Annotated in this window: 24 protein-coding genes; 9 read left to right on the top strand and 15 right to left on the bottom strand. The window is 66.8% G+C overall.

Translation table 11 applies throughout. The features are described from left to right. Positions 1-90: 90 nt before the first annotated feature. A complete protein-coding gene (locus CVV68_RS20555) occupies positions 91-1,290 on the top strand; it encodes a PQQ-dependent sugar dehydrogenase (protein ID WP_245933686.1) in 1,200 nt (399 codons plus the stop codon). Between the two features lie 370 nt (positions 1,291-1,660). Here the strand turns inward: CVV68_RS20555 and CVV68_RS20550 are convergent, their stop codons facing one another. The 3 genes from CVV68_RS20550 to CVV68_RS20540 are packed head-to-tail and all read right to left on the bottom strand — an operon-like array spanning position 1,661 to position 4,943. Then, complete coding sequence (locus CVV68_RS20550) at positions 1,661-2,572, bottom strand: sugar phosphate isomerase/epimerase family protein (protein WP_110502864.1); 912 nt, start codon at positions 2,570-2,572, stop codon at positions 1,661-1,663. Next, positions 2,569-3,807, bottom strand: a complete 1,239-nt coding sequence (locus CVV68_RS20545) for a dihydrodipicolinate synthase family protein (protein ID WP_110502863.1) — start codon at positions 3,805-3,807, stop codon at positions 2,569-2,571. Before CVV68_RS20545 ends, CVV68_RS20550 begins: the two co-directional genes overlap by 4 nt. A gap of 2 nt (positions 3,808-3,809) precedes the next feature. After that, positions 3,810-4,943, bottom strand: coding sequence for a Gfo/Idh/MocA family protein (locus CVV68_RS20540; RefSeq protein ID WP_110502874.1), 1,134 nt, complete (start codon positions 4,941-4,943; stop codon positions 3,810-3,812). 267 nt (positions 4,944-5,210) lie between these two features. Between CVV68_RS20540 and CVV68_RS20535 the strand changes: the two genes are divergently transcribed. Both CVV68_RS20535 and CVV68_RS20530 read left to right on the top strand, forming a co-directional pair. Continuing rightward, entirely contained in the window at positions 5,211-6,284 is a 1,074-nt protein-coding gene (locus CVV68_RS20535) for a LacI family DNA-binding transcriptional regulator (RefSeq protein ID WP_110502862.1), read from the top strand. Between the two features lie 8 nt (positions 6,285-6,292). Continuing rightward, positions 6,293-6,715 carry a pyridoxamine 5'-phosphate oxidase family protein gene (locus CVV68_RS20530; RefSeq protein WP_110502861.1) on the top strand — a complete coding sequence of 141 codons (423 nt, stop codon included), beginning with the start codon at positions 6,293-6,295 and terminating at the stop codon, positions 6,713-6,715. Positions 6,716-6,720: 5 nt separating this feature from the next. Here the strand turns inward: CVV68_RS20530 and CVV68_RS20525 are convergent, their stop codons facing one another. Then, positions 6,721-7,158 carry a MarR family winged helix-turn-helix transcriptional regulator gene (locus tag CVV68_RS20525; RefSeq protein ID WP_170133272.1) on the bottom strand — a complete coding sequence of 146 codons (438 nt, stop codon included), beginning with the start codon at positions 7,156-7,158 and terminating at the stop codon, positions 6,721-6,723. A 97-nt stretch (positions 7,159-7,255) separates the two neighbouring features. On the opposite strand from CVV68_RS20525, the gene CVV68_RS20520 reads away from it, so the two are divergent. Then, on the top strand, positions 7,256-7,864 hold the full coding sequence (locus CVV68_RS20520) for an NADPH-dependent F420 reductase (protein ID WP_110502859.1): 609 nt from the start codon (positions 7,256-7,258) through the stop codon (positions 7,862-7,864). Between the two features lie 124 nt (positions 7,865-7,988). On the opposite strand, the gene CVV68_RS20515 is transcribed toward CVV68_RS20520, so the two are convergent. Further along, positions 7,989-8,537, bottom strand: coding sequence for an AMIN-like domain-containing (lipo)protein (locus CVV68_RS20515; RefSeq protein WP_110502858.1), 549 nt, complete (start codon positions 8,535-8,537; stop codon positions 7,989-7,991). A gap of 249 nt (positions 8,538-8,786) precedes the next feature. On the opposite strand from CVV68_RS20515, the gene cyoE reads away from it, so the two are divergent. Continuing rightward, positions 8,787-9,755 carry a heme o synthase gene (cyoE, locus tag CVV68_RS20510; protein ID WP_110502857.1) on the top strand — a complete coding sequence of 323 codons (969 nt, stop codon included), beginning with the start codon at positions 8,787-8,789 and terminating at the stop codon, positions 9,753-9,755. A gap of 5 nt (positions 9,756-9,760) precedes the next feature. Here cyoE and CVV68_RS20505 read toward each other — a convergent pair whose 3' ends face one another. Genes CVV68_RS20505 through CVV68_RS20470 form a run of 8 tightly spaced genes read right to left on the bottom strand, consistent with a single transcriptional unit; the run spans position 9,761 to position 16,100 of the window. Beyond that, a complete protein-coding gene (locus tag CVV68_RS20505) occupies positions 9,761-10,834 on the bottom strand; it encodes a HoxN/HupN/NixA family nickel/cobalt transporter (protein ID WP_110502856.1) in 1,074 nt (357 codons plus the stop codon). Further along, positions 10,834-11,856, bottom strand: a complete 1,023-nt coding sequence (locus tag CVV68_RS20500) for an urease accessory protein UreD (RefSeq protein ID WP_306415715.1) — start codon at positions 11,854-11,856, stop codon at positions 10,834-10,836. Before CVV68_RS20500 ends, CVV68_RS20505 begins: the two co-directional genes overlap by 1 nt. Beyond that, complete coding sequence (gene ureG, locus CVV68_RS20495; RefSeq protein WP_110502855.1) at positions 11,853-12,470, bottom strand: urease accessory protein UreG; 618 nt, start codon at positions 12,468-12,470, stop codon at positions 11,853-11,855. The genes CVV68_RS20500 and ureG overlap by 4 nt, the downstream gene beginning before the upstream one ends. A gap of 27 nt (positions 12,471-12,497) precedes the next feature. Beyond that, complete coding sequence (locus CVV68_RS20490; protein WP_110502854.1) at positions 12,498-13,184, bottom strand: urease accessory protein UreF; 687 nt, start codon at positions 13,182-13,184, stop codon at positions 12,498-12,500. A 1-nt stretch (position 13,185) separates the two neighbouring features. Next, positions 13,186-13,680: an urease accessory protein UreE gene (gene ureE / locus CVV68_RS20485; protein ID WP_110502853.1), complete on the bottom strand. Its 495-nt coding sequence runs from the start codon at positions 13,678-13,680 to the stop codon at positions 13,186-13,188. A 14-nt stretch (positions 13,681-13,694) separates the two neighbouring features. Next, entirely contained in the window at positions 13,695-15,407 is a 1,713-nt protein-coding gene (gene ureC / locus CVV68_RS20480) for an urease subunit alpha (protein ID WP_110502852.1), read from the bottom strand. After that, positions 15,404-15,739 (bottom strand): urease subunit beta, encoded by a 336-nt coding sequence (locus tag CVV68_RS20475; protein ID WP_110502851.1) that lies wholly within the window; start codon positions 15,737-15,739, stop codon positions 15,404-15,406. Before CVV68_RS20475 ends, ureC begins: the two co-directional genes overlap by 4 nt. 58 nt (positions 15,740-15,797) lie before the next feature. Next, positions 15,798-16,100, bottom strand: a complete 303-nt coding sequence (locus tag CVV68_RS20470; protein WP_110502850.1) for an urease subunit gamma — start codon at positions 16,098-16,100, stop codon at positions 15,798-15,800. Positions 16,101-16,293: 193 nt separating this feature from the next. On the opposite strand from CVV68_RS20470, the gene CVV68_RS20465 reads away from it, so the two are divergent. The 3 genes from CVV68_RS20465 (at position 16,294) to CVV68_RS20455 (ending at position 19,655) form a co-directional block, all read left to right on the top strand. After that, complete coding sequence (locus tag CVV68_RS20465; RefSeq protein WP_110502872.1) at positions 16,294-16,665, top strand: DoxX family protein; 372 nt, start codon at positions 16,294-16,296, stop codon at positions 16,663-16,665. Between the two features lie 288 nt (positions 16,666-16,953). Then, a complete protein-coding gene (locus CVV68_RS20460) occupies positions 16,954-18,933 on the top strand; it encodes an MFS transporter (RefSeq protein WP_245933685.1) in 1,980 nt (659 codons plus the stop codon). Between the two features lie 77 nt (positions 18,934-19,010). Beyond that, the gene (locus CVV68_RS20455) at positions 19,011-19,655 is read left to right on the top strand and encodes a hypothetical protein (protein WP_110502849.1); all 645 of its coding nucleotides are present in this window, start codon (positions 19,011-19,013) and stop codon (positions 19,653-19,655) included. Positions 19,656-19,697: 42 nt separating this feature from the next. Here the strand turns inward: CVV68_RS20455 and CVV68_RS20450 are convergent, their stop codons facing one another. Then, positions 19,698-20,135 carry a universal stress protein gene (locus CVV68_RS20450; protein ID WP_245933684.1) on the bottom strand — a complete coding sequence of 146 codons (438 nt, stop codon included), beginning with the start codon at positions 20,133-20,135 and terminating at the stop codon, positions 19,698-19,700. A gap of 196 nt (positions 20,136-20,331) precedes the next feature. On the opposite strand from CVV68_RS20450, the gene CVV68_RS20445 reads away from it, so the two are divergent. Beyond that, entirely contained in the window at positions 20,332-22,077 is a 1,746-nt protein-coding gene (locus CVV68_RS20445; RefSeq protein ID WP_245933683.1) for a S53 family peptidase, read from the top strand. On the opposite strand, the gene CVV68_RS20440 is transcribed toward CVV68_RS20445, so the two are convergent. Next, positions 22,061-22,897: penicillin-binding transpeptidase domain-containing protein (locus tag CVV68_RS20440; protein ID WP_281268313.1), on the bottom strand; the 837-nt coding region annotated here is incomplete at its 5' end. The genes CVV68_RS20445 and CVV68_RS20440 overlap by 17 nt on opposite strands.

Genomic DNA, 22,897 nt, shown 5'->3' with positions numbered 1-22,897 from the left:
TTAAGCACGACGCCGGACCGGCCCTTGCGCCGTCTTGTCGCCTGCCGCCGGCCCCTGTCCCCGCGACACCGGCTGCGATAGGCTCGGCACATGACCCGGGGGCCAGTCCAGTCGACAGTCCAGCTGGCACTTCCTGTCCTGATGCCGCTCCAGGGGAAGCTTTGCCGGACCTTGGCCGTGGTTACTGCCCTGGCAGCCGCAACGGCCCTGTTCCTGACAGCGTGCTCGCCGGCCGGACCTGCCCCGCAGCCGGCCCCGACGGTTTTGCCAACAGGTGCTCGAGTCCCCGCGGGCACAGGCACCGACATTGCCACCGGACTTGCGGCGCCATGGTCCATGGTGGTGCTCAATGACACCAGCCTGCTCGTCAGCGAGCGGGACACTGGCCAGGTGCTGGAAATTTCAGCGGCGGGTGCGAAGCATGTGGTGGGGACGGTGGCCGGCGTCGTCCATGCCGGGGAAGGCGGGCTGTTGGGGCTGGCCACGAGGTTGGGCGGCTGCGAAGGAAACTCCCGTCCCGATCCGAACACCGGCTGCCTTGAGCTGTACGCCTACCTGACTGCCGCCACGGACAACCGGATCGTTCGAATGCCCCTGCTCGGCACGGCAGGGGCTCGTACGCTGGGACCTGCCACTGTTGTTCTCCAGGGCATCCCGAAAGCCAACAACCACAATGGTGGGCGCATTGCCTTCGGCCCGGACGGCATGTTGTACGCCGGCACGGGTGATGCCGGCAACGGTGCCAACGCCCAGAACAGGTCCTCGCTGTCAGGGAAGATCCTGCGCCTGGACCCCGATGGCGGGATACCCCGCACCAACCCCTTCCCCGACAGCCCCGTGTGGTCGATGGGCCACCGGAACCCGCAGGGCATTGCCTGGGACACCCGGGGCCGGATGTGGGCCTCGGAATTCGGCCAAAACACCTGGGACGAACTGAACGAAATCAGGCCCGGAAAGAACTACGGCTGGCCAACAGTGGAGGGCATGGCAAGCTCCAACCTCGCCCAATTCACGAACCCGGTCCTGGTGTGGCCCACCGACCAGGCAAGCCCCAGCGGCGTCGCCATCAGCGGCACCACACTGTACATGGCTGCCCTGCGCGGGGAACGGCTGTGGCAAATTGAACTCGACGGCGAACCCTCCGCCCACGCGCGCCTCACCAACCAGCTGGGCAGGCTCCGCGACGTCGCCTTAACGCATGACGGCCGCCTGCTTCTCCTGACGAACAATACGGACAGCAGAGGAACGCCCAAGCCGGGCGATGACAGAATCGTGGAGGTTGCACGTTGAACGGACCACCGTCGCCGCCTGCATGGCGCGGAGCGGAATTGGGGGCTGGCGGCGTGCGTTCAACCGCTTCTCCAAGTACGCGGCGCCAGAGCGCCGTGTATTTGGAGCCTCTGCGGTTTCTCTTGGGCGTCGCCGCGGACACACCGACGGAGTCGTGTGTGGCGCGGTGCGGATGGACCCACGCGCCCGAGGGCCCCGACGCGGGGGGCCACTGACGCGAGGGACCCGCCGCGGGGGGCCACTGACGCGAGGGCCCCGCTGCGAGCTTGCGAGCAGTGGGAGCGGCTGGGGATTGCGAGCAGTGGGAGCGTCAGGGGATTGCGAGCGTTGGGAGGGCGTGGGGACCAGCCCCCAATTCCGTGCAGCGCCATCACCCCAGGTGCGGGGCCACGAGCTCGGCATAGCGGGCCTTGACGGTGTCCATAACCTCGGCGTAGGGCAGGTTCCAGATGTCCTCGTTGAAGATCTCCACCTCCACAATGCCGTCGTAGCCGGCCTCGGCAACCCACCGTCCAATCGACGCGAAGTCGATGACGCCGTCGCCCATAAACCCGCGGGACAACAGCGCATCCGCTGCGATGGGCAGGTTGAAGTCGCACACCTGGTAGGAGGCGATGCGGCCCTCCGCCCCGGCGCGCGCAATCTGCTCGCGCAGGGACGGGTCCCACCAGACGTGGAAGGTGTCCACCACGACGCCGACAGCCGCCGCCGGGTGGGGCGCGGCCAGGTCCAGTGCCTGCCCCAGCGTCGAAAGCACCGCCCGGTCGGCGGCATACATGGGATGCAGGGCTTCCAGGACCAGACGGACGCCGTGTTCCAGTGCGAACGGGACCAGCTCGGCGAGGCGGTCGGCCACCCGATGGCGGGCCAGGACCAGATCCTTGCCGCCCGTTTGGACAGCGGAGTCCGCGGCACCTTTCCCGCCTCCGCCGTCCACGGCGCCGGGGGCGACGCTGAAGTCGGGCAGCCCGCCCACCACCATGATGATCTCGGTGGTTCCCAGCGCCTTCGCCTCCAGGATGGCGGCCTTGTTGTCGGCAAGGGCAGCCGCCTGGCCAGGGCCATCGGCAGCCGTCAGGAAGCCGCCGCGGCACAGGCTGGACACCTGCAGGCCGGACGCCTTGACCATTTCCACAGCCATGTCCAGACCAACTTCCGCCACCTTGTCGCGCCACAGGCCGATGTGGGACAGGCCCGCGGCAACGCTGAGGTCAAGTGCCTCGGCCAGCGATGCCTTCTTGATGGTGGCCGTGTTGATGGAGAGCCTCTCAAAGGCGCTCATGCGTCTGCTCCTTCCAGGACCGCTGATTCCACGCCGGCGGCGTTCAGGAATCCGGCCATGCGCTTGGCGGCGAGTTCCGGGTTGAGCAGCAGCCCGGCCGTGTTGGCCAAGCGGAACAGCTTGACCAGGTGATTCAGGTCGCGCCCGGAGTGCAGGCCGCCGATCATCTGGAAGCCGGCCTGGTAGCCGTTCAACCAGGCGAGGAAGGCAATGCCCGTCTTGTAGTAGTACGTGGGTGCCTCGAAGATGTGCAGGCCAAGATCCCGCGTGGAATCGAGGATGGCACGCGCTTCGGCGGGCTGGCCGGCGTCGTACTTCTGCAAAGCCGTTGAGGCGGCAGGGGCGATGGCGGCAAAGATGCCCAACAGCGCATCCGAGTAGTGCAAGCCGTCGCCGTCAATCAGCTCGGGGTAGTTGAAGTCGTCACCTGTGTAGAGGCGCACGCCCCCGGGAAGGCTGGCACGCAGCGCAACTTCGTGTCCGGCGTCGAGCAGGGAAACCTTCACACCGTCAACCTTGTCCGGGTGGGCCGCGATGAGCTGCCGGAACGTGGCGGTAGCGGCAGCGACGTCATCGCTGCCCCAGTAGCCAGCCAGTGCAGGGTCGAACATCGTGCCCAGCCAGTGCAGCACAACGGGTTCCTTGACCTCGGACAGCAGTGTGCCGTAGAGGGCCAGGTAGTCCGCGGGGCCGCTGGCAACCTTGGCCAGGGCGCGGGAGGCCATGATGATGACCTTGGCACCCGAGGCCTCGACGACGGCGATCTGCTCACGGTAGGCGGCCAATACGGCAGCCAAACCAGCCTCGCCTGGCTCCACGGTTGTGGGGTCCAGCTGGTCGGTGCCGGCACCACAGGCCAGGAGGTCCCGGACCGTTCGCTCCGGGGTCGCAATGAGGGCGGCCTCGGCGGCGGAGCGGTTGATGAGCTCCTGCGTGGCGGGCCAATCCAGGCCCATGCCGCGCTGTGCGGTGTCCATGGCGTCGGCGATGCCCACACCCCAGCTCCACAGCTCGCGGCGGAACGCCAGGGTCGCGTCCCAGTCGATGTCGGCCGGGGCGCCGGGCACATTGTTGCCCAATACCTTCGGAGTGACGTGCGCTGCGGCGTACACCTTGCGGGAGGTGATCAGCTCGGTGGGCTTGCGCCACGGGCCGGTCGCGTTCAGCCTGAGTGCTTCCAGTTCGCCCGTGGGCAGTGGAAGGGTGAGCGTGATGCGCTCAGTTGTGAGGGTCATGGTTACAGCTCGATTTCCGGGATGTCCAAGGTGCGGCGCTCGGCCGAGGACTGCAGGCCCAGTTCGGCCAGCTGCACTCCGCGGGCTGCCGAGAGCAGGCCGAAGCGGTGTTCGCGGCCGGCGACGACGTCGCGCAGGAATTCCTCCCATTGCAGCTTGAATCCGTTGTCCAGTTCGGCGTTGGCCGGCACTTCCTGCCACTGGGCGCGGAAGGATTCGGTGACCGGCAGGTCCGGGTTCCAGACGGGCTTGGGCGTGTGGGCGCGCTGCTGGGCAACACATTTGTTCAGGCCGGCGACGGCGGATCCGTGGGTGCCGTCGATCTGGAATTCGACGAGTTCGTCGCGGTACACGCGCACGGCCCAGGAGGAGTTGATCTGCCCAACCACTGCGTCGCCGTCGGGCGTCTCCAACTCAAAGATGCCGTAGGCGGCGTCGTCGGCCGTGGCGTTGTACTCCCTGCCGGTCTCATCCCAACGGGTCGGGATATGGGTGGCGGTCTTGGCATTGACGCTTTTGACCTTGCCGATGATGCCTTCGAGGACGTAGTTCCAGTGGCAGAACATGTCGGTGGTCATGCCGCCGCCGTCCTCCTTGCGGTAGTTCCAGGACGGGCGCTGGGCACTCTGGTGGTCGCCTTCAAACACCCAGTAGCCGAATTCCCCGCGGATGGAGAGGATGCGGCCAAAGAAGCCTTCGTCCACGAGGCGGCGCAGCTTGACCAGGCCCGGCAGGTACAGCTTGTCGTGCACCACGCCCGCCGTGATGCCTGCGTCCCTGCCGATGCGGGCCAGCTCTATGGCTTCCTCGAGTGTCTCCGCCGTGGGCTTTTCGGTAAAAATGTGCTTGCCGTTGGCCATGGCCTTCTTCAAGGTGGCGGCGCGCAGGCTGGTCATGGAGGCGTCAAAGACGACGTCGACTGTCGTGTCCGCGATAACTTCGTCCAAATCCGTGGTCCAGTGCTCAACATTGTGCAGTTCGGCCAGCTCGCGGACCTTGGCCTCGTTGCGGCCCACCAGGATCGGCTCGATGGCGACCCTGGTGCCATCTTCCAGGGTCAGGCCGGTCTCGCGCAGGGGCAGGATGGAGCGCAGCAGGTGCTGGCGGTAGCCCATGCGTCCGGTGATGCCGTTCATGGCAATGCGAATGACCTTTTTCCTGCCGGCCGCACTCGTGCCTGCGGCGTTGGCTGCGGTTGCGGTCTGCTCGGTGGTGGCTGTCAGCGTCACTGGTAACTCCTGGATGTAGTAGTGGGCGCCTGCCGGATATCCCGGTATGGCCCAAAGTTTGGAAAGCGCTTTCCAATATATGCTGAAGTTAGGGTCCGGTCAAGGATGCTTGAATGGTTTCTTACAGCACCGCAAAAACGGGCCCCGGCCCGCCCCGTCACAAAAGGATGATCCGTGGCAGTCAAGCTTTCTGAAGTAGCCCGCCAGGCAGGCGTTTCCCTGGCAACGGCCTCGCGGGTCCTCAACGGTTCGGCACGCACACCCGCCGCGGACATTTCCCACCGCGTCAAGGCGGCCGCCGAGGAACTGGGCTACGTGGCCAACGCGCAGGCACAGGCGCTGGCCCGCTCCACCACCGGCCTCGTCGGCCTGGTGGTCCACGACATCGCCGACCCCTACTTTTCCGCCATTGCCCACGGCGTCCAGGAGACGGCCCTGCACTACCGCCACCAGGTCCTGCTGGCCGGCACGGACATCGCCGGTGGCGCCGAACCGGCCGAAAGCGCGGAACTGGCCGCCGTCAACGCCTTCATCTCCTACCGCACGGATGCGATCATCCTGGCGGCATCGCGCCTGGCAGACGAGGACCCCCGGCTCTCCCGCGCACTGGGCCGCTACATCGAGAACGGTGGCCGAGTGGTGGCCCTGGGCGCCACTGCCATCCCGGGCGCCCAATCGCTATCCCTGCCCAACAAGGAAGGGGCTGCCGACTTGGCCGGCGCCCTGCTGAAGCAGGGCCACACGCGGTTTGCCGTTCTTGCCGGGCCGCTGGAGCGCAACACCGCCCGGCATCGCGTGGAGGGGTTCGCCCGGGCCCTGGCCGACGCGGGGGTGGAACCGCTGGCCGTGGTGCCGGGCGCCTTTAACAGCCAGGGCGGCTTTGACGCCACGCTGGAATGCCTGGACACGCTGGGGATCACGGCTGTGGGACGGGCCACAGGGAACCACGCCAGGTCCGCCCCGCTGTGCATCCTGGCCGCCAACGACGTCATGGCCCTGGGTGCCATGACGGCCCTGCGGTCACGCGGGCTGCGCATTCCCCGGGACGTGCAGGTGGCGGGCTTCGACGACATCCCCACCCTGCGCGATCATTCCCCCGGCCTGACCACCTATCGGCTGCCGCTGGAGCACATTGGCCGGCTTGCGGCCGAGCTTGCACTTGATCCGGACGGAAAACACGGCAACGGCATGGGCGGCGAGGTGGTCCTGCGGGAAAGTGCGGGCGCCGCTCGGCTGGAAGGGGCATAATCAACACCATGACGACTTCTGATGAGCACCCCGGCGAAGCGATGTCCAATGAAGAAGCCTGGCGTTTTTTGGAACACACCCGGTTTGGCCGGCTGGCGGTCAGCGTCGCCAACGTCCCCAACATTTTCCCCATCAACTACCTGGCGCACGACGGCAAGCTGCTCATGCGCACCAACCCCGGCACCAAGGTGGCCGAGCTGACCGTCAATGACTCGGTCGCGTTTGAAATCGACGGGCTCGCGGAGGACCAGGCATGGAGCATTGTGTTGCAGGGGACGGCCCGCGTCATCGAGTCGCAAAGCGAGATTGATGCCCTGGACGAGCTGCCCCTGGCCCCCTGGATCCGCACGCGCAAGTACACCTACGTGGAAATTGTTCCCCGCAGTGTCAGCGGCTTTCGCTTTGAGCTGGGCACCGAACCCGAGCGCTAAACGCGTCACCCGTCCCGGGCAACCCTTGCCAGGGCGTCGCGGACAATCATGAGATCCTGCCGCGGCATGCGGTCGATGAACAACTCGCGCACTAGCGCGACGTGGGAGGGCAGCGTCTCGGACAAAACGGCGGCCCCCTGCGCAGTCAGGTGGACCAGAATGGACCGCTCGTCGCCCGGGCTGCTCTGTCGCGAAACTAGACCCCGAATCTCCAACTGCCCGGCCTGGTAGGTCAGCCCGCTCTTGGTGATGACGAGGTCCCGAGCTAGTTCCGTCATCGCAACCCCCTCCTCCGACCCACCAAGCCTGGCGAGGATCGAGAACTGCACCTCCGTCAGGCCGTGGCCGTGGAGGTGCTTCGTGACGGCGCGCTGCAGCCGGCTGCCGGCATCGCGCAAGGCGAAGTATGCCGCAAGTTCATCGTCGTCCAAGGTATTAGGCAAGAGCTCCCCTATTGTTCAAATTCAAACTATGTGCTAGCGTTTTTCTTGTTCGAATTCAAACTATATCAGGCGGTACGCCGCCGGACAGGAACACATCATGCGCATCGCCATCCTCGGCACCGGACCCATGGGCCGCACCCTCGGCACCGCTTTTGTCAGCATCGGCCACGACGTGACCTACGGATCCCGCAATCCCACCACCGTCCCCGGCCTGCCCGCACCGGCGACGACCCACGAACAAGCCATCGCCTCCAGCGACGTCGTGGTCAGCGCCCTCGCGGCCGCACACTCCCTCGACGCCCTCGGCAAGCTGCGGGAGCCGCTCGCGGGCCGGGTGTTGATCGACATTGGAAACGCCGTCAACGAACGGATGGACCTCATTTACCCGGACGGCAGCCTCGCGGAGCGGCTCCAGCAAGCCCTGCCGGAAACCCGGGTGGTGAAGACGCTGAACACCGTCGGAGGACCCATCGGTGTGAATCCGGCCCTCCTGGGTGCCCCGACCAGCGTGTTCCTTTCCGGGGACGGCCCCGAGGCAAAGACAATTGTCTCCGGGCTCCTGACGGAACTCGGATGGCCCGCCGACCGCCAGGTCGACCTTGGCGGCATCGGCTCGGCCAGGGCGGTTGAACACTATTTCCTGCTCTTCGCCGCCCTCATGGGCGCCCTGGGCACTCCCATGTTCAACATCGCCGTCACACGCTGAACCGTCAACCCCGAAAGGAAACGAAGATGGCCAAGCCGCAACGCGAGGCCCTGGACGACGGCGCGTTCCCCGCCATAATGGGGAACGCGCCGTCGTCCGTAGTCGGGGTGAATCGACCGGCTGGTTACCACCGGTGCGCCACGTCGATAACCAGGCGTGTCTGGTTCCCCGGACCGTTCAGCACGAACACGGTGAACGGCAGCCTGGCCCGCACGCCCACACCAAGGGTGGTCTGCGATTCAAAGCTGCCTGCCAACGCCACCTGGCGGAGCGCGGAATACCCGGCAGTGTTGACCAGTTCGTTTGGGTTGGCCGGCCGGTAGGCTTGGGCGCCGGTGGCCACGATGTACGCGGGGTCCTTCACGGTCACCTGCAGGAAGGCACCTCCGCGCAGCAGCACTGCGGTGCCGCTGCCCTCACGGTGGACCGTGGCCACGTACCGCACCATGTGTCCGCCGCCATGGCCATTAATGTCAACGACCAGTCGGTCGAAGCAGGCGTGCCGGCCTGCCCTGACGCTGGTAATGGGTGCGCTCGAGAGCTTCCCGGCCGACTTGGCCAGCGAACCCCACGTGATGCCGCAGTACGGTGCTGCCTGCGCTTGGCTTGGCGCCACTACAAAAAAAGCGACGAGCAGACCCAGCACTGCCAGCCATGACTTGAACTTTCTCATTGGAAACACCCCTTGGGGGTTGGGTGGATTGAATGGATGACGGATAGCTTCAGTTGTAGCGCACCGGTTGCCGGCGGTCACCGCCCCCACCCCAAATGGCGGTGAATCGTTAGTGTGCCGCGGCGATTGGCCCAACTGTTATGGAGTGTCTGCGCTGAGACCATCCGTTACGGGGCCGGAGCTTCGGTGTCGATATGCTGGAGTCAACCCCGCACTTGCTTGACCCGCTCCTGATTGAAAGGCCGTCCCATGGCCGCCCCGCACCCCACGCCACCCCCACGCCGCCTTGGCGGAAATGCCCGGCTCGACGGCACGGACAGTGCCCTCGCGGCCCGCGCCACCGGCAGCAGCTGGCGGGATGCGGTGCTGCGCTACTACTCCCTGGCAAAGCCGGGAGTGCTGTACGGCAATGTCCTCACGGCTGCCGCCGGTTTCCTGTTTGCCAGCCCCGCGCGGGTGGACTGGCTGCTGTTCATGGCCGTCTGCGCCGGCACCACGCTGGTGATCGGCTCGGCGTGCGTCTTGAACAACATACTTGACCGTGACATCGACGCGGTCATGGCACGGACCAGGAAGCGTGCCACCGTCACCGGGCGTGTGGAGGCCCGCAACGCCGTGCTTTATTCGGTCCTGCTGGGCGTGGCCGGCGTGGCCGTGCTGGCCACGTGGACGAACCCCCTCGTGGTTGCCGTGGGCCTGGGCGGCTACCTGGCCTACGTGGTGCTCTACGGCATGCTGTCCAAACGGCTGTCGGTGCACGGTACGCTCGTGGGCAGCATTTCCGGCGCAGCCCCCGTCCTTGGCGGCTATGTTGGTGCCAGTTCAGTGCTGGACGCCGGAGCCGCCATCGTGTTCCTCATGCTGTTCTTCTGGCAGCTGCCGGCGTTTTACTCGATCTCCATCTACCGCCGCGACGAATACGCCAAGGCAGGTGTTCCCGTTATTGCGGTGGTGCGCGGGGTTGCCAACACCAAGGTCCAAATCCTCCTCTACACCATGGCCTTTGCCGCAGTGGCCCTGCTCCCCCAGCCCTTGGGCCTGGTCGGCTGGAGCTATTCTTCGGTCATGGGCGTGTTGTGCCTTGGCTGGATCGTGCTGGGCGTTCGCGGCCTGGCTGCGGCCGCAACAAAAAGGTGGGCCCGTCTGATGTTCCGCTACGCGCTGCTCATGATGACGGCGCTGTCCGTCCTGCTGGCAGTGGGCCCGCGCCTGCCCTGATGCCCTTACCGGGAAGGCCCGACGCCGGGCGTGGAGCCTTGCGCCGTGGCCCGGTCCCGGCGCCAGCCAATCGCCGCGATCCCCCACACCAGCAGGAAGAGCCCGACGAGCAGCAGGCCGGCGTGGCCCAGATCCAGGCCGGCCAGCCAGGAAGTGACAGGGTCGTCCAGGCCCATGGTGTCGCGGAGAATCACGGCGATGGTCAGCACCGAGATGAAAAGCGCCGAAGTGGCGGACAAGCCGGTGACGACCATGTTGAAGCCGATCCGGCGGGCAGGGAACATCGCGGCGGAGCGGTACATCTTCATCATGGCCATGCCGTTGGCCGTGTCGCACAGGGTCATGGCGGCCGTGAAGGCCAGCGGCAGGGCCAGCAGGGCGGCGATGGAGATGCCGGCCAGCGCGGCGGAGGCCGTCAGCAGGAGGAACGCAACGGTGGAGGCCGTGTCAAAGCCCAGTCCGAACAGGAAGCCCAGCACGTAGATGTCGCGGGGGCGTTTTACCTTGGACAGCGGCTTGTCCAGCAGCCGGGCGACCATCCCGGTGGGGGCGAGCTCGCCGTCGTCGACCGTTCCACCGGCGCGCACCCGGCGAAGGAGGACATTGGCCTTGAGGAAAGCGGCCCCGTTGAACAGCCCAATCGCGAGCAGGAACAGGGCTGACACCCCGGCCCCGATGACGGCCAGGGCCAGGTTCGCCGCCGACCCGTCCCGCAGCACGGTGCCCATGATCCCTGCGCCGCTGACCACGAGCACGCCGGCCAGCATCACCACGGAGCTGTGGCCCATGCTGAAGGCAAAGCCGACGCTGACCGGCGCCCGCCCCTGTGCGGCAAACTTGCGGCTGGAATTGTCAATGGCCGCTATGTGGTCCCAGTCGTAGCTGTGCTTCACGCCGGCCAGATAGGCGGTCAGCACGAGGCCAAAGGCCAGCGGGTGGGGGTCCGCCGCCAGTGAATACAGCAACAGTGCGGCCACGCTCACGTGCAGGAGCGCCACGGCGCCAAATGTCACCCCGATGCGCCGGGCCACGGGCAGCTGTTCGCGTGCCAGGTAGCCCATTCGGGCAGTGGCAGTCATCAATACTTCCGTAGGTTCAGAGGTGCCTGGGCCGTCCAGCGCCCGCGCAGGTGGTCGACGGCGGCACCGATCAGGGCGTTGAGCGGTTCGGTGGAGTGGGACAGTGCGCGCAGTGCCAGGCCCGGGCCGTCCAGCAGCGTGATGCCCAGCTGCCCGTCCGGATCAATGGGTGCCAGCAGTGCGTGGATGTCCGCGACCAGGGCCGCGTCGACCCGGGCGTCCATCACCAGCAGCGAGCCCAGATGCGTGTAGTGGCCCATGGTGCACATGCTGTCCACGGGCGATCCCGTGCCCGGCCGGATCAGGAGGTTGTCGAGCAGGGTGAGTCTGCCGCCGATGGAAATTTCATTGCGCATCCGGATCTCGTCATAGCGGAACAGGGCGCCGTCAGGCGACCAGCCCGGGGTTACCACCTCGGCCATGATCAGGGATGCCGTGGGGTCCATGTCGACCCTGGTGGCCTGGACGTAACTGGCTTCGCGATATGCGATCAGCGGGTCGGGCAGGCATTCCACCCTGGCACGGGGCCCAAGCCGCAGGCGCATGTGCTGTTCGGCCCGGCTGCCGGGCGTCCGGTAGATCTTCGTGGCCGACTGTGTGGTCAGCAGCAAGTCGGCCCCCGGCGCCACGTCCACCTCAATCAGGTACCTGTCCCCGCCCAGGTAGGCGCCACCGGGATTGATCACGACATAACAAACCTGGCCGGACTCATCGAGGTAGTGCGGCCGCAAAACCCGCAGCGCGCCATCATGGAACTGCCGCACCGCGATGGACTTAGCTCCACGCTGGTCAATGTCCAGGGACAGCGTCCCGGCCCACTCAGGAGGTACACCGAGCCGCCCCACGGTGGCGGCTGGCCCCGTGCGGTCGACGGCGGCGGAACCGGTGATTCCGTAGGCTGCGTCAGGGAGGCCGAGGCCGCCCGCGGCCGTTTGGCCGGAAAGCAGCCGAGGAATTACCGGTCCGTCGCCGGCATCGCCGACCAGTCCGCCGACGGCGACGCCGGGAGCGGTTTGGGTCACCGGGATTCCAGGTCAAGCATGAGCACGTCGCGCTTGAGCCAGTTGATGACGTGCTCCAGGCCGTCGTCGGTCTTCAGGTTGGTGAAGCAGTAGGGCTTGTGTCCACGGAACTCGAGCGTGTCGGCCTCCATGACGGAGAGGTCGGCGCCCACGTACGGGGCCAGGTCGGTCTTGTTGATAATGAACAGGTCCGCCTTGATCATGCCCTGGCCGGCCTTGCGCGGGATCTTCTCCCCCTGCGCCACGTCGATGATGTAGATGGAAAAGTCCACCAGCTCCGGGCTGAAAGTGGCGGAGAGGTTGTCGCCGCCGGATTCGATGAAAATGACCTGCAGGTCCGGGTGGCGGGCCTCCAGTTCCGCCACGGCGGCCGAGTTCATCGAGGTGTCCTCGCGGATGGCTGTGTGCGGGCAGCCGCCGGTTTCAATGCCGATGATCCTATCCAGCGGCAGCACCCCGTTAGCGGCGAGGATTTTTGCGTCCTCGATGGTGTAGATGTCGTTGGTAATGGCGGCGCTGGAAACTTCGCCGTCCAGGGCGCGGGTGAGGCGCTCCACGAGCTGGGTCTTGCCGGCGCCAACCGGTCCGCCAATGCCAATCTTGATCGGTTTCATTTGTTGCTCCTTCTAAATAGTCGGCAGTCAGGACATGAACATGCGGGCCCGCTGGTGTTCGTGCTGCATTTGGGCGATCTCCAGTCCCGGCGCGGTCACACCAAAATCCTCGCGTGGGAGCGTTTGGGCCAGCACGACGGCGTCGCCCACCTCCCGGTGCGCGGCGCGCAGGACGCGTTGGCCGGCACTTTGGCCCAGTGGGATGCCCCGGATGGCGTTCTGGGTTAGTGAGGTGACGGTGGAAAACATGTACGCGCTGAGCAGTTCCGCAGCCGGCACGCCCAACGCCCTGCCGGCCACGGCGAAGGCCAGTGCGGGGTGGCCGGCGCAGGCGCCGGAGGCGACGGCTCCGGCATACGCCTCCAACTCGGGGCAGGGGTGAACGGCTCGGGCGATCTCCAGCATGCGTGCTCCCATCTTGACCCCTGCCTCCCGGATTTCCCGGGGCAGTGCCGCGGCATGCAGTTCCCGGTCCACACGGTGCAGTTCGGCTTCCGTCTCCGCCTCCAGCACGAACCGAATGGCGAGGGCGTCGGAATGGACCAGCTGGATCCGGATGAACTGCGTCAGCCAGTCCGCAAACGTGGCCTCGTCATGGACAAGGCCGCGGTGCAGGTAGCTTTCCAGCCCCAGGGAGTGGCTGAACGCGCCGGTGGGCAGCGCCGAATCGCTGAGCTGCAGCAGCGGCAGGAGGTAGCTGGGTGCGGCCGCCATGTCAGTGCGTGTGTTCCGCGTGCCGGAACGGCACGGGCATGACGCGTTCCTGCCGCGAATACGGGACGCCGACATGCTGGAGGTAGTCCTCCACCGTGTGGTCATAGGCCAGCACCATCACCTGGGCTCCGTACTCGGACGCGGCGTCAAAGAACTGGGCCTGCATGTGCCGGTTGCCCAGGTTGTGGGCCACCACGCCCATCTCCTTGATGGATCTCGGGGCGATGACCAGCACGTCGGTGGACTCCACGGCAATGACGATGGCGTTGTGCCCGTCAAGGAACAGGACGTCCCCGTCGCGGAGGTCCGCCACGGAGTCGCCGGCCAGCCGGATCCCCAGCACCTTTCCGTGGTCGGTGGTGACCCGCTGGATGCGCTTGACCAGGTCGGCTGAGGGCAGCAGCACCTTTTCCTCGTGGAGGCCGTCCAGGGAGGCCGGGTTGAAACCGTCGGTGGCGGGGTCGAACTTGTTGCCCAGAATGGTTTCGATGATCATGGGTTCTCCAATGTCTAAAACAGGAAGTAGCGCTGGGCCATGGGGAGCACACTGGAAGGCTCCGCGGTGACCACTTGGCCGTCCACGCGGACTTCGTAGGTTTCCGGGTCCACCTGGATGTCCGGCGTTTCCCCGTTGTGCTTCATGTCGGCCTTGGTTAGGTCGCGGATGCCGTGGCAGGCGCGGACCTCATGCGCCAGTCCCAACTGGGCGGGAACGCCCGCGTCGACGGCGGCCTGCGACATGAACGTGATGGAGGAAGAATGTACGGCACGGCCCAGCGAGCCGAAGTTGTGGCGGAAGGTGCGCGGCTGCGGGGTGGGGATGGAGCCGTTGGGGTCGCCCATGATGCTCATGACCATCTGTCCGCCCTTGATCACCATCTCCGGCTTCACGCCAAAGAACGCAGGTTCCCAGAGCACCAGGTCGGCAAACTTGCCTTCCTCCACGCTGCCCACATAGTCGGAGATGCCGTGGGCAATGGCCGGGTTGATCGTGTATTTCGCAACAAATCGCTTGAGGCGGGCGTTGTCGCCCACGGAGGGGTCGTCGTCGTACTTTCCGCGCTGGCGCTTCATGGCGTCGGCAACCTGCCAGGTGCGCAACACCACCTCGCCCACCCGGCCCATGGCCTGGGAGTCGGAGGAGGTGATGGAGAAGATGCCCATGTCGTGCAGCACGTCCTCGGCGGCGATGGTTTCCTTGCGGATCCGTGAGTCGGCAAACGCCACGTCTTCGGGGATGTCCGGGCTGAGGTGGTGGCACACCATGAGCATGTCCAGGTGCTCGTCAATGGTGTTCACCGTGTACGGCAGCGTGGGGTTGGTCGACGCCGGCAGCACGTTGGGCAGGCCGGCCACCTTGATGATGTCCGGGGCATGCCCGCCGCCGGCACCTTCCGTGTGGAAAGTGTGGATGACGCGCCCGGCGATCGCAGCAATCGTGTCCTCCACGAAGCCGCATTCGTTGAGCGTGTCCGAATGGATGGCCACCTGGACATCAAATTCGTCCGCCACCTGCAGCGACATGTCGATCGAGGAAGTGGTGGCCCCCCAGTCCTCGTGCACCTTCAGGCCGATGACGCCGGCCCGGACCTGCTCGGCCAGCGGTTCGCGGGCACTGGCGTGGCCCTTACCGAGCAGTCCGATGTTGATGGGCAGGTTGTCCACGGCCTGGAGCATCTTGCCAATGTGCCAGGCACCGGGCGTGACGGTGGTGGCCTTGCTGGCGTCGGAAGGGCCGGTTCCGCCGCCGATAAGCGTGGTGACCCCGGAAGCCAGGGCCACGGGTATCTGGTCGGGGCTGACAAAGTGCACGTGCGTGTCGATGCCGCCGGCCGTGAGGATCTTGCCCTCGCCGGCGATGATGTCCGTGGCCACGCCGATGGTGATGTTCACGCCGTTGGAGATTTGCGGATTGCCGGCCTTGCCGATCTTGAAGATGTGGCCGTCGCGCAGGGCGACGTCCGCCTTGTAGATGCCGGTGTAGTCCAGCACGATCACATTGGTGATGACCGTGTCCGGGATGTCCTCGTCACGGATCAGCTGGCCGTTTTGGCCCATGCCGTCGCGGATCACCTTGCCGCCGCCGTACACGACTTCCTCACCGTAGTTCGTGTGGTCAAATTCAATTTCGGCAAACAGTTCGGTGTCCGCGAGGCGCACGGCGTCGCCCGTGGTGGGGCCGTAGAGGTCCGAATACTGCTTGCGGCTCAGTTCAAAGCTCATTTGCTGCCTTCCCCTGGTGTTCCGGCGTCGAGCGGCCCGTTCACCAGGTCCTGGAAGCCGTGGACTTCACGGCTGCCGGACAGGGCGATCAGCTTGATGGTCTTGGCGTCCCCCGGTTCAAAGCGGACGGCCGTGCCGGCTGGAATGTCGAGCCGGAACCCGCGCGCCTGCGGGCGGTCAAATTCCAGCGCGTTGTTGACCTCGAGGAAATGGTAGTGGGAGCCCACCTGGATGGGCCGGTCCCCGCGGTTGGTGACCTGCAGGGACTTTGCCGTCAAGTGCTCATTGCAGGTGATGGGATCGGCTCGGAGGATGTATTCGCCCGGAATCATGGCTTGCCTTTCATTGCACGGCGGTTCATTGCACGGCAGTCCGCAGGGAGCGGCTGGATCAGCGGATGGGGTTGTGGACGGTGACGAGTTTGGTGCCGTCCGGGAACGTCGCCTCGACCTGGACGTCCTTGATCATCTCCGCCACGCCGTCCATGACCTCATCGCGGTTCAGGATGGTGCTCCCCCAGCTCATCAGATCGGCAACCGTGCGCCCGTCGCGGGCGCCCTCGATCAGCTCATACGTCAGAATGGACACGGCTTCCGGGTGGTTGAGCAACAGGTGCCGTGCCTGCCGGCGCCGCGCAAGGTCGGCAGCCACCACAATCATGAGTTTTTCTTGTTCACGGGGCGTCAAGTGCATGTGGCTCTCCTCAGGTCTGCAACGGATTCAAGTGTCCACCCGTTATCTGCGACCGGCAAGGCAACTTCCCGGGAGGTCCGTGGATAAGGACAGATTAGCAGAGGGGGAATATCCCCCAGTCGGCTCCGGTTCCCTTCGTGACAGGAAGTGGAGCTGACGGTCCGTTTCTCAAATGCCACCGGAAGGCCTCCCCGTGAACATCACCTTGTGGATTGCCCAGATCCTGCTCGCCGCCATGTTCCTTTCCGCCGGTGCCATGAAGGCCACCGCGCCGATCCCCAAGCTTGGCAAGACCACGCCGTGGGTAAACCACTTCCCCCCATCCGTGGTCAGATTCGTCGGCATTGCCGAGCTCCTGGGCGCCGTGGGTCTGATCCTGCCCGCCGCCACGGGTATCGCCGCGGTCCTGACCCCGCTTGCGGCCACGGCCCTGGCCGTCGTGATGGTGCTGGCAGCCATTTATCACGTCCGCCAGACGGAGTTCAGTGGGATCGGCATCAACGTGGTCCTGTTTGCGCTGGCCGTGTTCGTGGCCGCCGGACGCTTCACCCTGCTGGCCGGGTAGCAGCCGCGAGCAGCCGCGCGCGGCCCGGTGGGCTGGCCGGGTAGCGGCCGCGGCCGCTACCGCTACCGAAAAATAGTTCACGGCAATTTTTCAGGTCCGCAACGCCGCCACGGGACTAGCATTGTTAGTTGACAGAGGCAACCACCAGCCGCTGCCCAAGGATGCGGAAACCAGCCTGGGAGTGCGAAAACTGTGGCCGAAACACGATTAACAAATACCGCCGCCAGGACAGCGCGGGCGCAGTCCCGGAAGGCACGCGACCTCGCAAATCCGCACTACAAGTGGATAGTGCTTTCCAACACCACCCTGGGCGTGCTGATGGCGACCATCAACGCCTCCATCCTGCTGATCGCGCTGCCGGACATCTTTCGCGGCGTCGGCATCAATCCCCTGGCGCCGGGCAACACCTCGCTGCTGCTGTGGCTGATCATGGGATACATGGTGGTGACCGCCGTCCTGGTGGTCAGTTTTGGCCGGCTCGGCGACATGTTCGGGCGGGTGAAGATGTACAACGCCGGGTTTGCCATTTTTACCTTCTTTTCCATCCTGCTGGCCGCCACCTGGATGACCGGGACGCCCGGCGTGTATTGGCTGATCATCATGCGGATCCTGCAGGGCGTGGGCGGGGCGCTGCTGATGGCCAATTCCACCGCCATCATCACCGACGCGTTTGGCGTGGACCAGCGCGGGCTGGCGCTGGGGCTGAACCAGGTGGCCGGGATCGCCGGCTCCTTCCTGGGCCTGGTGATCGGCGGCCTGCTCGGACCCATCGACTGGCGGCTGGTGTTTCTGGTCTCCGTTCCCGTCGGCATCTTTGGCACGGTATGGGCGTACCTGAAACTGCATGACAACGGCATCCGGCAACCGGCAAGGCTCGACTGGTGGGGCAACATGACGTTCGCCGCCGGCCTGATCGCCGTGCTGGTGGGCATCACCTACGGCATCCAGCCCTATAGAGGGCAAACCATGGGCTGGACCAACCCGTGGGTGCTGGCCGCGTTGATTGGCGGCACGCTGGTGCTGGTGGCCTTCGCCATCATCGAAACGCGCGTGCCGGAGCCGATGTTTGAACTGAAGCTGTTTCGCATCCGCGCGTTCACGGCCGGCAACCTGGCCAGCCTGCTCTCCGCGATTGGCCGCGGCGGGCTGATGTTCATCCTGATCATCTGGCTGCAGGGCATCTGGCTTCCCCGCCACGGCTACGACTTCGCCAACACGCCGCTGTGGGCGGGCATCTACATGCTGCCGCTGACGGCCGGTTTCCTGGTGGCGGGCCCCGTCTCGGGTTGGATCTCTGACAGGATGGGCGCCCGCCTGCTGGCCACCGGAGGCATGGTGGTGGCCGCGCTGAGCTTCTGGTGGCTGCTGCTGCTGCCCGTGGACTTCCAGTACTGGACGTTTTCCCTTGCCCTGCTCGTCAACGGCATTGGCATGGGCCTCTTTGCCGCACCTAACCGGGCCGGCATCATGAACAGCCTGCCACCCAACCGCCGCGGCGTGGGGGCCGGCATGAGCACCACCTTCCAAAATTCCGCCATGGTCCTGTCCATCGGCATCTTTTTCTCGCTCATGGTCACGGGGCTGGCGCGCACCCTTCCAGCCACGCTCACCAGCGGGCTCACGGCGCACGGCGTCAGCGCGGTCGACGCCGGCCACGTCGCCTCCCTGCCGCCGGTATCCGTGCTCTTTTCCTCACTGCTGGGCTACAACCCAGTGCAGACGCTGCTGGGCCCGGCCGCCCTGGCGCGCCTGTCCCCGGCCGACGCTGCGTACCTCACCGGCCGGGGCTTCTTCCCGGCACTGATCTCCGGGCCGTTCGCCGACGGGCTCGCCGTGGCGTTTGGCTTTGCCATCGCCGCCTGCCTGGTGGCCGCCGTCGCGTCCGCCCTGCGCGGCGGCAAATACGCCTACGCCGAGCCCGGAAGCGTGCCCGGCGCCGACACCCGGGTGCCGGCGCCGTCCGGCAGCCCCGCTCCCCCGACCCACGCAGCTTCAGGGGTGGGCAGCCGGGAAACGGTGGCCACGGCCCTTCCAGTCGCTGGCCATCAGCCGGCAGAAGTTTCAGCCGCGAACTTCCCGACGGCAGGCATCCCGACGGCAGACTTCCCGCCCGCCCGGCGGGTTGCCGCCGTCGACCACCGGGGGCGCCCCCGGCCCACGGCCGGCCCGGCTCCGACCGCAGCGGCGCACGCCCGCCACGGCGCCGGTGCCGGTGCGGCACACGAGCCCGCGGCCCGGCACCTCATCAACCGGGAAGGCCTCGAATAGCTCCCTCCGGCCGGTGTTCCTTCGCCACCCCTTGACCTTGCCGTGGAAAAGGCCTGCAATGGAAGTAGGGAACCGGCGTGACCGGCTCCCATGCGGGTGTCCGGGCGGTTCTGCCCGGCCGTCGTTTCGGAGGTGCCGTGATGGTGGTTGCAGCCCTTGCAGGGCTTGTCTTGATGGCAGTGCTGGTGGTGCTGGCCACTGCCGGAACTGTGTGGCTGGTGAAGGTGCGGCCCGCACTGGAGCACGACCCCGACACCCGGTTCTGGTACGCCTTTGCCGGCCTGTGTGTGCTGCTGCCGGCCATTTTGATCACGGCCGTGCTGGACCGCTGGGCCGGCGCCACGCTGGCGCTGCTGTCGGCGGCCACCTGGTGGTGGGTCAACAAGGCAGTGGCCCGGCGAATGTCACTGCGGGCGGATGCGGCGGCGCGGAACCTGGCCGAAACTGAGCGCGCGGCACTCTGCAGCCGGCACAACACCGTGCTGACCCGCTGGAGCCGCTACGAGCTTGACCCTGCCGCCGCCATCGACTTTCCGGCCATGGCCGACGTCCGGGTCCCGGAAACCTCGGCCCTGGTCAAGGCCGTTGCCCTGGCGGAGCTGCTGCGCCGCAGCTCCGGGGCAGCCCCGGATGGCGCTCCTGGATACCGGGCCGCGGTCGCCGGGCTCGAGGACGCCTTCCGGGCGGCCGAAGACGCCGCCCTGGGAGCCAGCAGCCGCTGAACGGCCGCACACTGGCCGTTTCGGTGCTGCTCAACTGCGGGACTACTTGACGACAATGACCGGGCAGTGCGCCTGGTTGATGCTGGCGGCGCTGACCGATCCGAGCACGACTCCCATGAGGCCGCCGTGGCCGCGGCGTCCCACCACCAGGTAACGGGCGCCCCTGCTGGCTTCAGTGAGAATGGCGGCAGCGGATCCGTGTTCGATCCGGGCGGACACAATGGCGGGCACAATTCCGCCAAACGCGTCTGCGAGGGCCCGGTCCAGCACCTGCTGCGCCCCTTCGGCAAAGTTCCCGATCCCCAGTGCCTGGTAACTGGAGGGTTTGGTGGGAGCCTCCCAGACGGCAATGGCGTCCACGGATCCACCCAGACCGGCAGCAAGGGTGGCAGCGTCACGCAGCGCATTGAGCGAGGCCTCGGAGCCGTCGACGCCGACCACAATCCTGGGCGGCTGTGCGGATGCGTTCGAAGGGTTCACTGCGTGCTCCTTGCGGTTCCGCCGGGATTGGCGCTTACCCCAGTCTCGCCGAGAATCAGGAATGCTGAAACCCGGGCGGATGGCGGGGCCGCGAACCACCTGCCGAAAGGCCAAGGTTACATGGGTCAAAGCCGGCCATTGTCTGGACCGGTGAAAAGGCCGTAGTATCGCCGGTAACGAGTGGAGGGTGTGTGCCATGCCTGTTGAAGAGCCCCCTGTTGAAGTTCCCGCTGGTGGAGAGCCCGGGAAAGGCCGGCCGGACCCCGGCAGCGGTAGTCCGGATCCCGACGGGGCAGCGGGTGCAGGTCCCCGGCGTGGGCGGCACGCCGCGGCTGCGTCCGGGCCCGAACTGGTCCCGCTCCCCGGCAGCAGCCGTGGACCGGCCCCACAGGCGCTGCACCGACCGGCAGGCGACGCGCAGGACGCGCTGTACAACGAGGAAATCACCGTCACCGTGGTGCTCCGACGGGCCGGACCCGTACCCGGCGGCGCCCTGGCGGCAGCGGCCTCGTCCGGAACACCGGGCGGAGTCCTGCCGGCCGAATACGGGGCCGCACCGGCCGACGTCGAACTTGCCACCGAGACCCTTACGGGGCTCGGCGCCACGGTGGTGGAGACCGACACGGCATCGCGCAGGCTGCGGATAGCCGGGCCGGTGGGGCTGCTGTGCACCATCTTTGGCACCGAACTTGAGACGGTCGACAGCGTGGGTCCCAACAACGAAAGCACCTCGCACCGGCACCGCACCGGTGCCCTGAGCGTGCCGGCGGCACTGGACGGGGTGGTCACCGCCGTACTTGGCCTCGATGACAGGCCGTCGGCCCGCGCCCCCTTTCACTTCGCGCCGGCAGCCGCCGGCAATGTGAGCTACACGCCACTTGACCTGGGGCGCATCTACAACTTCCCTAAAGGCACCGACGGCGGCGGGCAGGTCATTGCCGTCGTTGAACTGGGGGGCGGCTTCGGCCAGCCGGACCTCGACGAGTACTTTGCCGGGCTGGGCATCACCGGCCCCACGGTGACGGCAGTAGGCGTGGACGGCGCCGTCAACGTGCCCGGCGCCGATCCCCAGGGGGCCGACGGAGAGGTGCTCCTGGACATTGAGGTTGCCGGCGCACTGGCCCCCGGGTCCACGCTGAAGGTCTATTTTGCCCCCAACTCCGATGCCGGGTTCCTGGATGCCGTGGCCAAGGCCACCCACGACACCCCCGCTCCCGCGGCGATCAGCATCAGCTGGGGGCAGAGCGAGGACCAGTGGACCGAACAGGCACGTGCCGCCATGGACAACGCGTTTGTCGACGCTTCGCTGCTGGGCATCACCGTCACGGCCGCGGCCGGCGACAACGGCAGTGCCGACGCCCAGGGGGACGGGCAGAACCACGCCGACTTCCCGGCGTCGAGCCCGCATGCCCTGGCGTGCGGCGGCACCCGGCTGGAGGTGGACACCGCCACCGGCAAGGTCACGAGCGAAACCGTCTGGAATGACTCCTCCAGTTCGGCGACGGGAGGCGGGGTCAGCGGCACGTTCCCCCTCCCGGACTGGCAGCAGCACGTGACGGTGCAGGCGGGCGCGTCCCCGGCAGCAACCCCGCACGGTCGGGGCGTGCCCGACGTCGCGGCCGTGGCAGACCCGCAAACCGGTTACCGGGTCAGGGTCGACGGGACGGACATGGTCATCGGCGGCACCAGCGCGGTGGCGCCCCTGTGGGCGGCGCTGATTGCGCGCATGGCCCAATCCCGGGGCAGCGGCTTCGGCCTGCTCCAGCCCGCCCTTTATGCCGGCGTAACGCAGGGACAGCCCGCCCCTGGCTTCCGCGACATCACCAACGGCAACAACGGCAGCTACGACGCCACGCCGGGGTGGGACGCCTGCACGGGACTCGGCGTCCCGGACGGCACTGCCCTGCTGGCCGTGCTGGCGGGCCCTACCCCTTCTTCTTGACAGGTTCGCCCTTGGTGACGGGGGCCTTCGGCGTGACGGGAGCCTGCGTCGCCGGAGCCTGCGTTGCGGGTGCCTGGGTGGGAGCGGCCGGTGCCTGGGTCTGGGCGTCGCCGGTGTTGGGTTGCTGCACCGGGGGCGCCGGCACGCCGCTGCCGGCCATGGGGTCGTTGGAGCCGGCCACCAGGGGGGCCGTTTGGCTCAGCATGGCTGCCGGGGGCGCCGTCAGCGGTGCCGGCGCGTAGCTGCCCGCGGCGGCGTTCATGACGGCCGCCCACTGCGAACCGGCCAGCTGGTTGCCGTCAATGCTGGGGTAGTAGACGCCGTTGATGGTGATGTCCTGGTTGTGCCACTGATCGCCGTTGCCCTGGTAGCTGCCAAACCACGACGCCGTGGACATGCCGGAATTGGCGCCCACCGTCCACGTCTCGACGTTCCAGTCGGTGGTCCCCGTTTTGGCAAAGGCCGTGTCCTTGTCATTGAGCGGGATGGCATAACCCGAACCGTTGGTGAGCATGTAATGCAGAGCGTACGTAACCCCCGCTGCCACTTCCTGGGTCATGGTCCGCTGGCAATTGGCGCCGGGCACCTGATAGCTCTTTCCCGTTGAATCGGTGATGGACGTCAGCGCAATCGGTTCGCAGCGCACGCCGCCGCTGGCGAAGGTGGCATACGCAGTGGCCACGTCGATCGGCGCCACCTGCTCCGAGCCAATCAGGTTGGAGATCTGGGCGACACTGTAGGGCTTGTTGGTCTGGCCATTTTTCAGGCCCGCCGCCGTCGCCATCTTTTGGATGTTGCAAAAGTCAAGCTGCGTGGCCGT

Origin of the sequence: Arthrobacter livingstonensis (assembly GCF_003219815.1) — a bacterium.
GTDB lineage: Bacteria > Actinomycetota > Actinomycetes > Actinomycetales > Micrococcaceae > Specibacter > Specibacter livingstonensis.
The sequence above is the reverse complement of the archived record's forward strand: the minus strand, read 5'-3'. Positions and strand labels throughout refer to the sequence as shown.

Bases quoted from the DNA above. Each gene is read 5' to 3' on its own strand.
- CVV68_RS20520 (WP_110502859.1), top strand. From the start codon at position 7,256: ATGCGCATCGCCATCCTCGGCACCGGACCCATGGGCCGCACCCTCGGC.
- ureE (WP_110502853.1), bottom strand. From the start codon at position 13,680: ATGATCATCGAAACCATTCTGGGCAACAAGTTCGACCCCGCCACCGAC.
- CVV68_RS20475 (WP_110502851.1), bottom strand. From the start codon at position 15,739: ATGATTCCGGGCGAATACATCCTCCGAGCCGATCCCATCACCTGCAAT.
- CVV68_RS20490 (WP_110502854.1), bottom strand. From the start codon at position 13,184: ATGGCGGCCGCACCCAGCTACCTCCTGCCGCTGCTGCAGCTCAGCGAT.
- CVV68_RS20530 (WP_110502861.1), top strand. From the start codon at position 6,293: ATGACGACTTCTGATGAGCACCCCGGCGAAGCGATGTCCAATGAAGAA.
- CVV68_RS20550 (WP_110502864.1), bottom strand. From the start codon at position 2,572: ATGAGCGCCTTTGAGAGGCTCTCCATCAACACGGCCACCATCAAGAAG.
- CVV68_RS20505 (WP_110502856.1), bottom strand. From the start codon at position 10,834: ATGACTGCCACTGCCCGAATGGGCTACCTGGCACGCGAACAGCTGCCC.
- ureC (WP_110502852.1), bottom strand. From the start codon at position 15,407: ATGAGCTTTGAACTGAGCCGCAAGCAGTATTCGGACCTCTACGGCCCC.
- CVV68_RS20545 (WP_110502863.1), bottom strand. From the start codon at position 3,807: ATGACCCTCACAACTGAGCGCATCACGCTCACCCTTCCACTGCCCACG.
- ureG (WP_110502855.1), bottom strand. From the start codon at position 12,470: ATGAAACCGATCAAGATTGGCATTGGCGGACCGGTTGGCGCCGGCAAG.
- CVV68_RS20540 (WP_110502874.1), bottom strand. From the start codon at position 4,943: ATGAACGGCATCACCGGACGCATGGGCTACCGCCAGCACCTGCTGCGC.
- cyoE (WP_110502857.1), top strand. From the start codon at position 8,787: ATGGCCGCCCCGCACCCCACGCCACCCCCACGCCGCCTTGGCGGAAAT.
- CVV68_RS20555 (WP_245933686.1), top strand. From the start codon at position 91: ATGACCCGGGGGCCAGTCCAGTCGACAGTCCAGCTGGCACTTCCTGTC.
- CVV68_RS20445 (WP_245933683.1), top strand. From the start codon at position 20,332: ATGCCTGTTGAAGAGCCCCCTGTTGAAGTTCCCGCTGGTGGAGAGCCC.
- CVV68_RS20515 (WP_110502858.1), bottom strand. From the start codon at position 8,537: ATGAGAAAGTTCAAGTCATGGCTGGCAGTGCTGGGTCTGCTCGTCGCT.
- CVV68_RS20470 (WP_110502850.1), bottom strand. From the start codon at position 16,100: ATGCACTTGACGCCCCGTGAACAAGAAAAACTCATGATTGTGGTGGCT.